The 15,371-nt window shown below is 61.2% G+C and carries 12 protein-coding genes and 1 pseudogene; 3 read left to right on the plus strand and 10 right to left on the minus strand.

The window, feature by feature from the left end:
• Positions 1-124: 124 nt before the first annotated feature.
• The 7 genes from AC07R0_RS12870 to AC07R0_RS12900 form a co-directional block, all read right to left on the minus strand.
• Complete coding sequence (locus tag AC07R0_RS12870; protein ID WP_495105104.1) at positions 125-487, minus strand: helix-turn-helix domain-containing protein; 363 nt, start codon at positions 485-487, stop codon at positions 125-127.
• The gene (locus AC07R0_RS12875) at positions 484-1,320 is read right to left on the minus strand and encodes an alpha/beta fold hydrolase (protein WP_495105105.1); all 837 of its coding nucleotides are present in this window, start codon (positions 1,318-1,320) and stop codon (positions 484-486) included. Before AC07R0_RS12875 ends, AC07R0_RS12870 begins: the two co-directional genes overlap by 4 nt.
• 236 nt (positions 1,321-1,556) lie before the next feature.
• Positions 1,557-2,552 carry an SLAC1 anion channel family protein gene (locus tag AC07R0_RS12880; RefSeq protein WP_495105106.1) on the minus strand — a complete coding sequence of 332 codons (996 nt, stop codon included), beginning with the start codon at positions 2,550-2,552 and terminating at the stop codon, positions 1,557-1,559.
• Positions 2,542-2,949 carry a DoxX family protein gene (locus tag AC07R0_RS12885; RefSeq protein ID WP_495105142.1) on the minus strand — a complete coding sequence of 136 codons (408 nt, stop codon included), beginning with the start codon at positions 2,947-2,949 and terminating at the stop codon, positions 2,542-2,544. Before AC07R0_RS12885 ends, AC07R0_RS12880 begins: the two co-directional genes overlap by 11 nt.
• Positions 2,949-4,832, minus strand: a complete 1,884-nt coding sequence (locus tag AC07R0_RS12890) for an amidohydrolase (protein WP_495105107.1) — start codon at positions 4,830-4,832, stop codon at positions 2,949-2,951. Before AC07R0_RS12890 ends, AC07R0_RS12885 begins: the two co-directional genes overlap by 1 nt.
• A 59-nt stretch (positions 4,833-4,891) precedes the next feature.
• Positions 4,892-5,545 carry an isochorismatase family protein gene (locus tag AC07R0_RS12895; protein ID WP_495105108.1) on the minus strand — a complete coding sequence of 218 codons (654 nt, stop codon included), beginning with the start codon at positions 5,543-5,545 and terminating at the stop codon, positions 4,892-4,894.
• A 170-nt stretch (positions 5,546-5,715) separates the two neighbouring features.
• Positions 5,716-6,417, minus strand: coding sequence for a pirin family protein (locus tag AC07R0_RS12900; RefSeq protein ID WP_490591959.1), 702 nt, complete (start codon positions 6,415-6,417; stop codon positions 5,716-5,718).
• Between the two features lie 170 nt (positions 6,418-6,587).
• Here AC07R0_RS12900 and AC07R0_RS12905 point away from each other — a divergent pair, with 170 nt between their 5' ends.
• The 3 genes and pseudogenes from AC07R0_RS12905 (at position 6,588) to AC07R0_RS12915 (ending at position 9,669) form a co-directional block, all read left to right on the plus strand.
• The gene (locus AC07R0_RS12905; protein WP_495105109.1) at positions 6,588-7,523 is read left to right on the plus strand and encodes a LysR family transcriptional regulator; all 936 of its coding nucleotides are present in this window, start codon (positions 6,588-6,590) and stop codon (positions 7,521-7,523) included.
• 110 nt (positions 7,524-7,633) lie between these two features.
• Positions 7,634-7,831, plus strand: a pseudogene (locus AC07R0_RS12910) (hypothetical protein); the annotation flags it as partial.
• A gap of 119 nt (positions 7,832-7,950) precedes the next feature.
• On the plus strand, positions 7,951-9,669 hold the full coding sequence (locus tag AC07R0_RS12915; protein WP_495105110.1) for an RNA/DNA-binding domain-containing protein: 1,719 nt from the start codon (positions 7,951-7,953) through the stop codon (positions 9,667-9,669).
• Positions 9,670-9,783: 114 nt separating this feature from the next.
• Here AC07R0_RS12915 and gyrB read toward each other — a convergent pair whose 3' ends face one another.
• The 3 genes from gyrB to dnaA all read right to left on the minus strand — a co-directional run bounded on the left by gyrB (position 9,784) and on the right by dnaA (position 15,195).
• Complete coding sequence (gyrB, locus tag AC07R0_RS12920; protein WP_495075576.1) at positions 9,784-12,399, minus strand: DNA topoisomerase (ATP-hydrolyzing) subunit B; 2,616 nt, start codon at positions 12,397-12,399, stop codon at positions 9,784-9,786.
• A 113-nt stretch (positions 12,400-12,512) separates the two neighbouring features.
• Positions 12,513-13,619, minus strand: coding sequence for a DNA polymerase III subunit beta (dnaN, locus tag AC07R0_RS12925; RefSeq protein ID WP_495105111.1), 1,107 nt, complete (start codon positions 13,617-13,619; stop codon positions 12,513-12,515).
• Positions 13,620-13,782: 163 nt separating this feature from the next.
• Positions 13,783-15,195, minus strand: a complete 1,413-nt coding sequence (gene dnaA, locus AC07R0_RS12930; protein WP_495105112.1) for a chromosomal replication initiator protein DnaA — start codon at positions 15,193-15,195, stop codon at positions 13,783-13,785.
• Positions 15,196-15,371 lie beyond the last annotated feature (176 nt).

Here is a 15,371-nt window from a genome sequence, read left to right on the forward strand (position 1 = left end):
TGCGCGCCTTTGAGCCCAAGCGGGTGAACAGACCGGAAGAGAGTTCAAGAAGCATAGGTATTTGCACGGTAGCACTTTTTAGTGACGAGCGGCCATACAACCAGCCACGGCTGATGGGTATCGCCTACCTCGGCGGAGCCCCCATCACGCGACGGAAACTGCGCGAGAAATGGCGCACGTCCTTGAAGCCGCATGCGGCGGCAATGTCGGCCAGCGACATATCGCTCTGCAGCAACACCACCGACAGCGCCAGCCGGTGCTGCAAAGCCCGTTGCTGCTGCGGCATGCGGCCAAGGTAGGCAGTGCCCACCTGCGCCAGCACATGGGTTTGCAGCGCCCGCAGCAATTGCCCAATGAACGGGCTATCGATGGGATACGGAGCCTCCAATGCCGCCAGCAGGGCCTCCACCAAAGCCTGCAGAATCGCCTCGTGCTCCTGCTCCGGCAATGTGGGCGCCCCCGGTGGCAGGGACGCCTGGCGTATCACGACTGCACAAAAGCCAGCAAGTCTGGATTGATCACGTCGGCCTGCGTGGTCAGCATGCCGTGTGGGTAGCCTTGGTAGACCTTGAGTGTGCCGTTCTTCAAGAGCTTGGCAGCCTTCAGGGCGGAGTCCGCAATCGGTACGATCTGGTCGTCATCGCCGTGCAGGACCAGCGTGGGCACGGCGATCGCCTTCAAGTCCTCGGTTTGGTCGGTTTCCGAGAAGGCCTTGATACCCTCGTAGTGCGCCTTGGCGCTGCCCATCATGCCTTGGCGCCACCAGTTCTGGACCACGCCCGGATAGACCTTGGCCCCCGGGCGGTTGAAGCCGTAGAACGGCCCTGCAGGCACATCCATGAACATCTGTGCGCGGTTCTCGGCCACGCCCTTGCGGAAGCCGTCGAACACTTCCATGGGCAGGCCCTCGGGATTGCTGGCCGTCTTCAACATCAATGGCGGGACCGCGCTCACCAACACAGCCTTGGCAGTGCGGCCGCTGGGCTGGCCGTGCTTGGCGACGTAGCGCGCGACCTCGCCCCCGCCGGTGGAGTGACCGATGTGGACCACGTTCTTCAGGTCCAGCGCCTCCACCACCGCGAAGGCATCGGCAGCATAGTGGTCCATGTCGTGCCCCTCGCTCACCTGCGCCGAGCGCCCGTGGCCGCGCCGGTCGTGCGCGACAACGCGGTAGCCATGCTGTATGAAGAACAGCATTTGCGCATCCCAATCGTCGCTGGACAATGGCCAACCGTGGTGGAACATGATCGGCTGCGCGCTTTTGGGGCCCCAATCTTTGTAGAAGATCTGGACGCCGTCTTTGGTCGTAACACTGGACATGCTTGAAATATCTCCGAGGGTTGCTGCAGCGGCTTCTGCTGCGGTTGAGAAAAGAATGGAGAAGGGCAAGGGCCTAGTACTGCACCCCGGAAGCAACGAAACATGAAAGCGCGTCTTCGTCCCCATGGCGTCGTTGCAAACCTTGCGAAGGCGTACAGCCTTCGCTGCGGCTTGCGCCTAACCCTGAGAACGAATCCATCACTTTCATTTTGTTCCGCTACTTCCGGGGTGCAGTACTAGTCTTCGCGGAACGCTGCGCCGCTGGCCATATGCAGAGCGGTTCGGACCACGACCCATGACACGATCAAGGTGGCGGCTGTCAGCGCCACGGCAGCAATCACCAGGGTGTAAGTTGTGGGGCGCGCAAGGTAGTAGCCCAGGGTGGCACCGGCCCAGCCATCGGCCGGAAAAGTCATGGCCCACCAGCTCATGAAAAACGCACCGTGCGCCAGATGCCGGCCCAGACTCGCCAACAGAATGGCGATAAACAAAGCCAGGCAGTACAGCATGTCGCCCAGTGCCCCGGGCTGCCCACCCGTAAAGGCGAGGTAGGCTGACAAACCAATCGACGGCGGCGCCAGCAAAATGAACAGCGTGGGCATGCTGCGCTGGCTCATCGTCGGCACAAACAGCACGCGGTGCAGCACGATGGTGAAGAACGACAGCCACAGAATCAGGCCGATGGAGAAGAAGAACCAGCTGATCTCCACATGGCCCAGCGGCACACCGCCCACCGGCACCAGGATGTTGCCCACCACCGGGATGAACCATGCCGGCGTCAACACACCTTCGTCCTGCGCATGCAATATCCAGCGCCGGATCAGAGTCACGGCGAATGTGAAATGCATGCTTGCGCCTATCCACCACAGCGCATCCGCCAAGGCCCAGGAATAAGGCCTCAGACCGATGGACAACACCACGGTCGCCACCGATACAGCCGGGAAGAAGCTGGACCGCACAGGGTGTGCAAACTCCTCCATCACCTCGGCAAAGCAAAACTTCAGCTTGGCCAGGTGCAGCAGCACCAGCACAACGAAACTGAGTACGGCGATGAACAGCAAGATTTGACTGATCAGCAAGGGCAGGCCAAATACCCGGTGGGCCGCAGCCCAGGCATTGGACAGGCCGCCAATGCCCATCACCATGGAAAACATGGAAATCGACAACCGCGCCAACAGCGGTTTCTCCGCTGCGGGTGCCAACGTAGGGACGGAGCTTGCTTCAGATACCACTGTGACCTCCCAGGTCGTACCAGGCAACCACGATGAAACCCCCGACCAAACCCCAATGTTCGAAAAATGCATTCGCCACCACGCGCTTTTGCACACCGTCTGTGGACCAGAAGCGGTCCGCCAGGCAATTCGCCAGCGCCGTGAAGGCCGCCAACATCACAGCCCCCAGCCAGCGGTAATAGCCGGTCAGCACCATGGCCGAAGCTCCAAATTCAAAAGCGATGGTGAGAGCCGCCAAGGGTGCCGCCGGCGCCAGGCCAAAGCGCCGCATCTCGGCTGCCGCTGCAGGGAAGTCACGCGCCTTGTCGAATGCGCCCTGCAGATAGGCCGCGCATAGGCACAGCAGCGCCAGCCAATGCACCCAAGGCGCGATGAATAGTTGCCGCAGCGCGTCCATCAAACGGCCCAGCAGGCGCAGCCCAGCGCGCCCCAAAAGCTCTTCAGGTCGACAATCGGCAGCTTGCTGCTCCAGGCGGTAGCGTGCTGGTGCCCATGCACATTGCAGTCCTTGGCGCAGGCACAGGCCGCTGCAGCCTGTTTCATCACGGCCTGCATGGGCGTGCCCTGTTCACCCCAACCCGCGTAGCCACCAAAGCGGCGCACCGGCGACCAGTCGGGCATGGCCGGCGGCAGTGGGCTGTCGTCATGCGCAGCGAAATCGCCCGCGCCATACACCACCTTGCCGCCGACGATGGTGAGCAGCGCCGTGGTGTCGGCAATGTCGGATTCGGCGCAGGCGAAGAAGTCGCGGTCGGGCACCACCAGGTCGGCAAACTGACCGACTTCGATGCGGCCCTTCTTGCCCACCTCGTTGCTGAACCAGGTCACGTTCTCGGTCCACATGCGCAACGCGGTTTCGCGGTCCAGGCAGTTGCGTTGCGGATACAGCTGCATGCCCCCCACGGTCTTGCCGGTGACCAGCCAAGACAGCGAGACCCAGGGGTTGTAGGAGGCGACGCGGGTGGCATCGGTACCGGCAGAAACCTTCACGCCTTTCTCCAAAATCTTCTTGACTGGCGGCGTGGCCTCGGCCGCACCATGGCCGTAGCGCTCGACAAAGTATTCGCCCTGGTAGGCCATGCGGTGCTGCACGGCGATGCCACCACCGAGTGCGGCAATACGGTCGATGGACTGGTCCGAGATGGTTTCGCAGTGGTCAAAGAACCAGTTCAGGCCTTGCAGCGGCACGTCCTGGTTCACACGCTCGAATACGTCCAGCGCACGGCTGATGGTTTCATCGTAGGTGGCGTGCAGGCGCCAGGGCCAACGGTTCTGCGCCAGCAGGCGCACCACTTCTTCAAGCTCGCCTTCCATCTCGGGCGCCATGTCGGGGCGCGGCTGGCGGAAGTCTTCGAAGTCGGCGGCGGAGAACACCAGCATTTCGCCCGCACCGTTATGGCGGAAGTAGTCCGTGCCCTGCTTGTATTGGGAAGTGGCCGTCCAGTTCAGGAAATCGGCCTTCTCCTGCTTGGGCTTTTGCGTGAACAGGTTGTAGGCCAGGCGGATGGTCAACTGGTCGGCCTTGGCCAGTTCTTCGATGACCTGGTAGTCGTCCTGGTAGTTCTGGAAGCCGCCACCGGCGTCGATGGCGCCGGTCACGCCCAAGCGGTTCAGTTCGCGCATGAAGTGGCGGGTGGAATTCAGTTGGTATTCGTACGGCAGCTTCGGGCCCTTGGCCAGCGTGGCGTAGAGGATGGAAGCGTTGGGCTTGGCCAGCAGCAAGCCGCTCGGGTTGCCCGCGCTGTCGCGCACGATCTCGCCGCCGGGTGGCGCGGGCGTGTCCTTGGTATAGCCCACGGCGCGCAGTGCGGCGCCGTTGAGCAAGGCGCGGTCGTACAGGTGCAGCAGGAACACGGGTGTGTCGGGCGCCACCGCATTCAGCTCGGCAATGGTAGGCAGGCGCTTCTCGGCAAACTGGTGCTCGGTGAAGCCGCCCACCACCCGCACCCACTGCGGCGCAGGTGTGACGTCTACCTGGCGCTTGAGCATGCCCATGGCATCGGCCAGGCTGCGCACACCGTCCCAGCGCAACTCGAGGTTGAAATTGAGCCCGCCGCGGATGATGTGCAGGTGGTTGTCGATCAGACCCGGCAGCACGCGCTTGCCGCGCATGTCGATGAGCTTGGTGTTCGGTCCCGCCAGCGGCATGACCTCGTGGTCGCGCCCCACATGGGTGAAGCGGCCATCCCGGATCGCCACAGCACTGGCCGTTGGGTTGGCGCGGTCCAGCGTGGTGAACAGGCCGTGGTGCAGGATCAGGTCGGGGTATGCATCAGCCATAGAAAAGTCTTTCAGTGAAGGGCTGTGAAAAAAATGCGCTAGCGAGATGGCCTGCCCTCTCAGCCTTCGTGGGCACCAAACATGGCGCGGGCGTAGTTGATGCCGATGCCATAGCCGCCGCCAAACTTCTTGGCAACACCGGTGGTCATGTCGTAGGTCTCGGTACGCGCCCAGTCGCGTTGCAGTTCCAGCAGGTATTGCAGCGAAGTCATGGGCTGCGCGCCGGCCTGCACCATGCGCTCCATCGCGCGGTTGTGGGCCTCATTGGAAATATCGCCACAGGCATCGGCAATCACATACACCTCGAAGCCCTGGTCGATGGCCGACAGGGCCGGGCCGACGATGCACACGCTGGTCCACAGACCCGCCAGCACGATGCGACTCTTGCCGATGGCGTTGATGCGCTTGATCACAGCCGCGTCTTCCCAGGTGTTCATCGAGGTGCGATCCAGCAGGGCCTGGCCGGGGAAAGGTGCGGTGACCTCTTCAAACATTGGGCCAGAGAAGCTTTTCTCGGCCACCGTGGTGAGGATGGTCGAGGCACCAAAGCCGGCGGCGGCGCTGGCCACCAGGGCCGCATTGGAGCGCAGCAGCACCGGGTCGATGGAATTGGTGGCGAACGCCATTTGCGACTGGAAGTCGATCATGACCAGGGTGTGGTCATGGGGGGTGAGCAACTTGGCGCCTGCGGCGGGCGTAGCGGTAATGGCCATGGTGGGAACTCCTTGCATCTGAAAAATGTGTATTGCGAACGACTAGGTACGTACCCGGTGCACGTTAGATACGCAGAGCCGCAGCAGATAGATGGTTTGCGCTATTTTTTGAACAAATGTGCGCTGGCAGTGCAAGAGCTTGTTACAGCCCTTGCAGCAGCGCCCCAAACTTAGGGTGCGGTGTCCACCAGCACCAGCTCGGCATCGGCGATGGCCGTGACGCGGATGGTCTCCACGTCGCTGATCGCTGCACCATCGCGGGCCAGCAGGCGCACGCCGTCCACTTCCACTTCGCCAATGGCGGGCACCAGGTAGGCGCGGCGGTTCTTACCCAGGTGGTACTCCGCCGTTTCACCGGCCTTCAGCGTGGCCCCGGACACCCGTGCGTTGGTACGGATGGGCAAGGCGCCTTCATCACCTGGCAGGCCGCTGGCCAGTGCCACAAAGCTGCCGGAGCGGTCGCCCTTGGGGAAGGGCTTGGCACCCCAGGAAGGTGGCAGGCCGCGGCCGTCGGGCATGATCCAGATTTGGAAGATCTTGGTCACGCCGGGTTCCTGGTTGTATTCCGAGTGGCGGATACCGGTGCCCGCGCTCATCACCTGCACGTCGCCCGCTTCGGTGCGGCCCTTGTTGCCCAGGTTGTCCTGGTGGGTGATGGCACCTTCACGGACGTAGGTGATGATTTCCATATTGGCATGGGCATGTGGAGGGAAGCCGGTGCCGGCGGCAATCGTGTCGTCGTTCCACACCCGCAGGGCACCCCAGCCCATGCGTGCCGGGTCGTGGTATTCGGCGAAAGAAAAATGGTGCTTGGCATTGAGCCAGCCGTGGTCTGCGCCGCCGAGGGAATCGAAAGGTCTGCGTTCAATCATGGTGTTTCTCCGAGAAGTTGTGTTGCGATGGAGAGACTTTATGATTCGGCGATCAATAAGAGAATAGAAAAGATGGAAAACAATCCATTCCAAAATCTACATGCCCACGCTCATCGCTGCCCCCCCGAGGGGGCGCTCAGTGGCTTCGGGCGGCCGGGCGCCACTGACACATGACCAGACTGCCTGACTTCGAAGCGTGGGCCATCTTCGCCAAGGTGGCCGAAACCGGCTCTTTCGCCAAGGCTGCGGCCGAGCTGGGTATCTCGCAACCCACCGTATCCAAGGCGCTCACGCGTCTGGAGGGCCGGCTCAAAACCACCTTGTTCCACCGCACCTCGCGGCGCATGTCGCTCACCGCCAGCGGCCAGGCCTCGCTGGAACGGGCGGCGCGCATCCTCAGCGAAGGTGAAGCCGTGGAGGCCGAAGTTACGGAGCAATCCAAGAACCTGCGCGGCCCCATCCGCATTGCAGCGCCCATGTCGTTTGGTGTGTCGCACCTGGCACCGGCCCTGCCTGCGTTCATGGCCCTGCACCCCGACGTGGCCCCGGACCTGCATTTCAGCGACGAGCTGATCGACATGGTGGCTGACGGCTTTGATGTGGCGCTACGCATCTCGAACCTGCCAGATTCCAGCCTGCTGGCGCGCCGCCTGTGCACCGTGCGCCTGCTGCTGGTGGGTGCCCCAGCGTACTTCGCGCAACATGGCCGCCCCAGCCACCCGCGTGACCTGGCCACCCACCGTGCGCTGCGCTATGTGCACACCCGCACCGGCGAAGCCTGGCGCTTCCAGCACGCGCGGCTGGGTGAGTTTTCACAGGTGGTCCCGGCCACGCTGCGCGCCAACAACGCCGAAGGCCTGATCCCCGCGCTGCGGGCCGGCCTAGGCCTGGCACTGCAGCCCGAGTTTCTGGCCTGGCAAGACCTGCAGTCGGGGCTGCTAGAGACCGCGCTGGACGACTGGCAAGTACCCCCCATCGCCCTGCACATCGTCACCCCCCCGGGTCGCGCGCGGCCGGCGCGGGTACAAGCGCTCATTGAGTTCCTGGCGAACCATTTTGCGCAGGCGCCGTGGGCCCGGGAGCCAGCAGCGAAGGATGGGCGCTAGCCATCCAACACGCTATCGCCCCCCTCCACACGAATGGCAAAATCAAGCTTCATCCACCCGTGACGCGTTCCACCGGGTGAACGCAACGCACCAGGGAAACACCCAGCGGCATGGATAAAAAATCGCTTTCCGAGAGTGACATTTGCGATAAGTGCATCCGCCCCGCCATGGAGCGCGCAGGCTGGCACCCGCTAGACCAGATCTACCGCGAATTCCCCCTGCGCGCTGGTCGCGTCGTGGTGCGCGCCGACTACGCCCTGTTCTACAAACCCAACATTCCCCTGGCCGTGGTGGAGACCAAGGACAACAGACCGGTTACCCTACCCCGCCTGTGCGCCGCTCTGCATCCGCCACGCAATGAAAGCCCTGACACGACGAGCCAGCTGGCACAGGCATTGGTTAAGAACATCGCTTTTTTGGAGTTGTAGTGAGCGAAGCAGCATTATTGGAAACCCTGATCCAGTTACTGCAACTGCCGCGCGAAAAAGGCAGTGTCGAGTTCAAGTCCAACCTAAGCGAGGCCGACGAAATCGGCCGCTACATTGCGGGCCTCGCCAACACGGCCGCCTTGCAGGGGCATGAGCGGGCTTGGATGGTGTGGGGTGTCGAAGACGGTACGCACCGGGTGACCGGAACCCATTTCAACCCATTTACCCAAAAGGTGAAGGCGGGCAGCAACCAGGCGCTGACGATATGGCTGCAGGTGATGACGCAGCCGCGAGCCGACTTCGAGTTCCATGAAGTGCAGCACCCAGATGGCCGGGTGGTGATGCTAGAAATTCACCCTGCCCGCAGCGCGCCTATCGCTTTCCTGCATGTGCGCTACGTTCGCATCGACAGCCACCTAGTCAAGCTGGGCGAGCATCCTGACAAGGAGGCTCGGCTGTGGAGCCAGCTGGGCCAAAAGGAAGATTGGTCCGGAGCCCTGGTGCCCGGCGCGTCGATGGAAGACCTCGACCCCGAAGCCATCGCCGCGGCCCGGGTGCGTTTCACGGAATATCTGACGCGGAGTGAGCCCGATGCCCGTCGGCACGTGTCCATCCGTGCGGAAGCTGTCACATGGAGCACGGAAACCTTGCTGAACAAGGCGCATGTCACCAAGCAGGGCCGCATTACGCGATCTGCATTGTTGTTGCTGGGCAAGGACGAGGCATTGCACTTCCTGAGCCCGGCCGATACCAAGATCACCTGGGTGCTACGCGACGCCAGCAATGGCACGGTGACGTCGCAACCTTTCTGCATTCCTTTTCTGCTGGCTACCGAGCGGGCCTTTGCCCGCATCCGCAATGTGACCATCGACCACATGCCCGATGGCACCTTATTTCCGACCCCGGTGCAACAGTACGACGCCTGGGTGCTACGCGAGGCCCTGCACAACGCCGTCGCCCACCAGGACTACACGTTGGGCGGCAAGATCAATCTAGTGGAGCACCCTGACCGGCTGGTGGTGACCAATCTGGGCCAATTCATCCCAGAGAGCGTGGAATGGATGCTGGAACACCAGTCGCCGCCGGAGCACTACCGCAATCAGTGGCTGATTGACGGGATGATTCGCCTGCGCATGATCGAGCAGGCTGGCAGCGGTATTCGCCGGATGTTCGCCACCCAACGTCAACGCCTGTTCCCCCTGCCGGACTACGCTTTCGACTTTTCACCACAAGGGCATCCCCGGGTGGAATTGACTTTGCAGGGGCAGATCCTGGACCCGAAGTTCGCACGCGCACTTTTGGCCCGCAGTGACTTGACCTTGGGGCAGGTGCTGCGGCTCGACCGGGTGCAAAAACGCCAGCCACTCTCTGTGGCAGAGGCCAAGGCTTTGCGCGAACTGGGGTTAATTGAGGGTCGTTCGCCCAACCATTTCATCTCGGCCAAGGTTGCCGATGCCGTAGACCAGAAGGCCCAGTACATCCATAACCGCGGCTTAGATGACCAGCACTACCAGGAGCTGGTCATGGGATACCTCAAGAGATATGGCCAAGCCAGCCGGGCCGATCTGGATGGTTTACTACGCGCTAAGCTGCCCGACGTCCTCACTGAGGAGCAGAAAGCGAATAAGGTGAAGAATTTGCTGCAAACCATGCGGCGCGCAGGTGTCATCGCCCCGCGAGGGAAACGCCCCGAAATATTTTGGTATCTCGGGCGCTGATATCCAGGTGATTTCAGGGGGACGGATAAACGCTGATATCTAAACCATCAACATCCATCAAAAGATAGCTAAGTTATTGATTTAATTAACGTCTAAGCTCCATTCAAGAAAATCTTAGACGTCAATATTCCCCGCCCGTAGCGCATTGGTCTCGATGAATTCCCGCCGTGGCTCCACCTCATCGCCCATCAGCATGGTGAACACGCGGTCGGCTTCGATGGCGTCGTCGATCTGTACGCGCAGCAGGCGGCGCACGGTGGGGTCCATGGTTGTTTCCCAGAGCTGCTCGGGGTTCATCTCGCCCAAGCCTTTGTAGCGCTGGCGGCTGGTGGTGCGTTCGGCCTCAGAAATGAGCCAGGCCATGGCCTGGCGGAAGTCGCCAACCTTTTCTTCCTTCTGGCGCTCGCCTTCGCCACGCTGCACCTTGGCTCCTTCGGACAGCAGGCCGCGGAAGGTATTGGCGGCTTCGGCCAGGGCGGCGTAGTCGGCGCCGTGCACGAAATCTTGCGTGAGCACGCTACTCTTGATGTTGCCGTGGTGGCGGCGGCTGATGCGCAGGATGGGTTTGTCGGTACGCACGTCGAATTCGCCGGCCACTTCGGCGCCACTGCCCAGCTCCAGCAGACGCTTTTGCAGCGCGGCGGCAGAGACTTCGGCATCGGCCACGGTGTCCAGGTTCAAGGCCACGCCGTCGGCAATGGCGCGCAGGGCTTCGGCATCCATGAAGGCTTGCAGGCGGGCAATGACGGCCTCAGCGACCTGGTGCTTGCGCGCCAGCTCGGCCAGGGTGTCGCCGCTCAGGGTGCTGCCGTTCTCGCCACCGGTGTAGACCGAGGCGTGGACCAGGGCGATGCGCAGCAAGAAGCCATCCAGGGCGCTGGCGTCCTTCAGGTACAGCTCTTCCTTGCCGGCCTTGACCTTGTACAGCGGTGGCTGGGCAATGTAGATGTGACCGCGTTCGACCAGTTCGGGCATCTGGCGGTAGAAGAAGGTCAGCAGCAGGGTACGGATGTGGGCGCCGTCAACGTCCGCATCGGTCATGATGATGATGCGGTGGTAGCGCAGCTTGGCGACGTTGAAGTCGTCGTTGCCTGTGGTGCCACCGGCCTTGCCGATGCCGGTGCCCAGGGCGGTGATCAGCGTCAGAATTTCGTTACTGGTCAGCAGCTTTTCATAGCGGGCTTTTTCCACGTTCAAGATCTTGCCGCGCAGCGGCAGGATGGCCTGGAACTTACGGTCGCGGCCCTGCTTGGCGGAGCCGCCGGCGGAGTCACCCTCGACGATATAGATTTCGCAACCTGCCGGGTCTTTTTCCTGGCAGTCGGCCAGCTTGCCGGGCAGGCCCATGCCGTCGAGCACGCCCTTGCGGCGCGTCATGTCGCGGGCCTTACGGGCGGCTTCACGGGCGCGGGCGGCTTCGATGATCTTGCCGACGATGATCTTTGCATCGTTGGGGCGTTCCTGCAGGTAGTCGTACAGCAGCTTGCTAACGATGTCTTCCACCGGGCCGCGCACTTCGCTGGAAACCAGCTTGTCCTTGGTCTGGCTGCTGAACTTGGGCTCGGGTACTTTCACGCTCAGCACGCAAGTCAGGCCTTCGCGCATGTCGTCGCCGGTGACTTCGACCTTGGCTTTTTTAGCGACTTCGGTGTCGTCGATGTACTTGTTGATGATGCGGGTCATGGCCGCGCGCAGACCTGTCAAATGGGTGCCGCCGTCGCGCTGCGGAATGTTGTTGGTGAAGCACAGCACCTGCTCGTTGTAGCCGCTGTTCCACTGCATCGCCACTTCCACGCCAATGTTGGTGCCCTGGTCGCTTTGGCGGTCGCCCATGGCGTGGAAGATGTTGGGGTTCAACACCGACTTGCCCTTGTTGATGAAGTTGACGAAGCCTTGCACGCCACCGGCGCCGGAGAAGTCGTCTTCCTTGCCGCTGCGCTCGTCCTTCAGGCGGATCTTCACGCCGTTGTTCAGGAAGCTGAGTTCGCGCAGGCGCTTGCTCAGGATTTCGTAGTGGAAGTCGTTGTTCTCTTTGAAGATCTCGGTGTCGGGCAGGAAGTGCACCTCGGTGCCGCGCTTCTCAGTGTCGCCAATCACGTGCATGGGCGAAACCTCAACGCCGTCCACAGTGTCCAGCAGGCGGTTTTGCACAAAGCCTTTGCTGAACTCCATCACATGGATCTTGCCGTCGCGGCGGATGGTCAGGCGCAGCATTTTCGACAGCGCATTCACGCAACTGACGCCCACACCGTGCAGGCCGCCGGATACTTTGTAGCTGTTCTGGTTGAACTTGCCGCCGGCGTGCAGCTCGGTCAGGGCGATTTCAGCGGCCGAGCGTTTCGGCTCGTGCTTGTCGTCCATTTTGATACCGGTGGGGATGCCACGGCCGTTGTCGACCACGCTGATCGAGTTGTCGGAATGGATGGTGACCAAGATGTCGTCACAATGGCCCGCCAAAGATTCGTCGATGGAGTTGTCCACCACCTCGAACACCAGATGGTGCAGGCCGGTGCCGTCGGACGTATCGCCGATGTACATACCCGGGCGCTTGCGCACCGCTTCCAGGCCTTCCAGGATCTGGATCGAACCTTCGCCGTAGGCTTCGGTGGCGCCGGCCTGGTTGGTGTCGATCGTGGGCTGGAAGTTGGAGCTGTCCACCGTGCTGTCGCCGGTGTTCACGGCGTCCATGGCATCGGTGGCTGCGGGGACGGGCTTGTTTTCTTCGGTCATGGCGTACTGTGCGTGTCGGGGGGAATACTCCCCCAGATGCCGCAATATTTATAAGGTAAATCTGCCTCTGGCGCAGATGGATAGTGCGGAAGTAGCTACGTTTTATATAGCAGTTAAATCCGCATGGGCATGACCACGTATTTGAAGGTCTCGTTCTCGGGGATGGTCAACAACGCAGAGCTGTTGCCGTCGCTGAGCGAGATCGTCACCATGTCTTGCGCCATATTGGCCAAGGCATCGATCAGGTAGGTCACGTTGAAACCGATCTCGATGGTGTCGCCACCGTAGTCGATGTCGAGCTCATCCACGGCTTCTTCCTGCTCGGCATTGTTCGAGGCCACGCGCAAGCTGCCAGGTTCAACGTTCAAGCGCACGCCCTTGAACTTGTCGCTGGTCAGAATCGCGGTGCGCTGCAGGCTGGACAGGAAGGCCTGGCGGCCCAAGGTGATGTGGTTGTGGTGGTTCTTGGGAATCACGCGGTTGTAGTCGGGGAACTTGCCTTCAACCAGCTTGGTGACGAATTCCATGCCGTCAAAGCTGAACTTGGCCTGATTACTGGCGAACTGCATCTCGATCGCGCCTTCGGCGTCGCTCAGCAGGCGCTGCATTTCCAGCACCGTCTTGCGCGGCAAGATCACCTCTTGCTTGGGCACTTCCACGTCCAGCGCGGCCGAGGCAAAGGCCAGACGGTGGCCGTCGGTGGAAACCAGGCTGAGCTGGTTGCCTTCAGCGACGAACAGAATGCCGTTCAGGTAGTAGCGGATGTCGTGCACGGCCATGGCGAACGACACTTGGCTCAGCAGGGCCTTCAATACTTTTTGCGGCACGCTGAACACCGGGCCGAAGCTGGCGGCTTCTTGCACCAGCGGGAAATCTTCAGAGGGCAGGGTTTGCAAGGTGAACTTGCTCTTGCCACCCTTGAGGATCAGCTTGTTCTGGCTGGATTCCAGGCTCACGGTCTGGTCTGCGGGCATGGTGCGCAGGATGTCGATCAGCTTGCGGGCGCCCACGGTGGTGCTGAAATCGCCGGCGTCGCCGTCCAGTTCGGCATTGGTGCGGATCTGGATTTCCAGGTCGCTGGTGGTCAGCTGCACGGTGCCGCCAGTTTTGCGCAGCATCACGTTGGCCAGAATCGGCAAGGTGTGGCGCCGTTCAACGATGCCGGCCACCGACTGCAGAACCGCGAGCACTTTGCTTTGTGTTGCCTTCAAAACGATCATGTCAACCCCGTGTGTTTATAAATAAGCTTTGCGAGAAACCAGCGTGTCGATTTCGACCAAGGCGTGATTTTCCCTGTTTTTACCTGCACTTTTGGCGAGCCTTCAGGACTTACGCAAGTCCCCTGTGCGCCCAGAGGGCAGCATAGGGGACGCTGCGTAAGTTCTAACCCTTTAATGTTTGCTCCAGCACGTGCAATTGCTGGTTCAACTCGGTAAGCTGTTGACGTTCACCACCAATCTTGCGCACCGCGTGCAGCACCGTGGTGTGGTCACGTCCGCCGAACAGCTCACCGATCTCGGGCAGGCTCTTTTGCGTCAGCTCCTTGGCCAGGTACATCGCAATCTGGCGCGGCCGGGCGATTGAGGCCGGGCGCTTCTTGCTGTACATATCCGCGACCTTGATCTTGTAGTAGTCGGCCACCGTCTTCTGGATGTTCTCTACCGAAATCTGCCGATTCTGGATGGACAGCAAGTCACGCAAGGCTTCGCGCGCCAACTGAATCGACATTTCCTTCTGATTGAAACGCGAATAAGCCAGGCATTTGCGCAGCGCGCCTTCGAGCTCGCGCACGTTGGAGCGCACGTTCTTGGCAACGAAAAATGCCACTTCCTCGGGCATTTCGGTGCCTTCGGCACGCGACTTGTTGATCAGAATCGCGACGCGCATCTCCAGCTCGGGCGGCTCGATGGCCACCGTCAGGCCGGAGTCGAAGCGCGACACCAGGCGCTCGTGGATGTCGGCCAGCCCCTTGGGATAGGTGTCGCTGGTCATCACGATGTGCGACTTCTTGGTCAGCAGGGCTTCGAAGGCGTTGAAGAACTCTTCTTGCGTGCGATCCTTGTTGGCAAAGAACTGCACGTCGTCAATCAGCAACAGGTCCAGCGAGTGGTAGCGCTCCTTAAATTCGTCAAAAGTCTTGCGCTGGTAGGCTTTAACCACATCTGAAACAAACTGTTCCGCATGGATGTAGAGAACTTTGGCATCCGGCCGATCGGCCAGCAGGCGATTGCCCACGGCGTGCATCAAATGGGTCTTGCCCAGACCCACGCCGCCGTAGATGAACAGCGGGTTGTACAGCTGGCCAGGCGTGCCGGAAACGTGCATGGCCGCAGCCCGCGCCATGCGGTTGGCTGTCCCCTCCACCAAGGTGTCGAAGGTCAGGGCGGTGTTCAGTCGGTTCTTGAATTGCGCCTGCGCAGGGTCTTCACCCACTGCCACGACCGGCTCGGGAACCGCCCCAACGCCTTGAGGCACCAAGGCAGCGATGGATGAGCGCACCTGCGCTTCACGAGGAGTAAGCGCTAACTCGAGCGGAATAATCTGGCCATACAGCTTTTCCAGCAAGGCACTGATACGGCCTACGTACTGCGCACGGATCCAGTCCAGCTTGAAGCGATTCGCGACAAACAAGGTCACTTTGGAGAAGTCGTCAGTCACCTGCGCCACCAAGGGCTTGATCCAGGTATTGAACTGCTGCTCTGGCAGTTCCTGTGCCAGCTGTTCTACGCAGGCTTGCCAGAGACTGTGCCCGGCACTACTTCCTGCGCCAACATGGGCATGGGTTCCCTCGGTCATTATTCTGTTTCTACTTCTGTGGATAAATTAGGGATCGGCGAACCGACCATTGTAATTTATCCATCCCTTATCCACAATTTCGCCGATATGAGACAGGCATCCCACCCCTCCGCCCTTGATGCAGCAGTGTATTGCCAGACGGCCGATTATTTGCCATAATGCCGGGTTTCCCTGGC

The organism is Rhodoferax sp. GW821-FHT07F03, assembly GCF_059418745.1.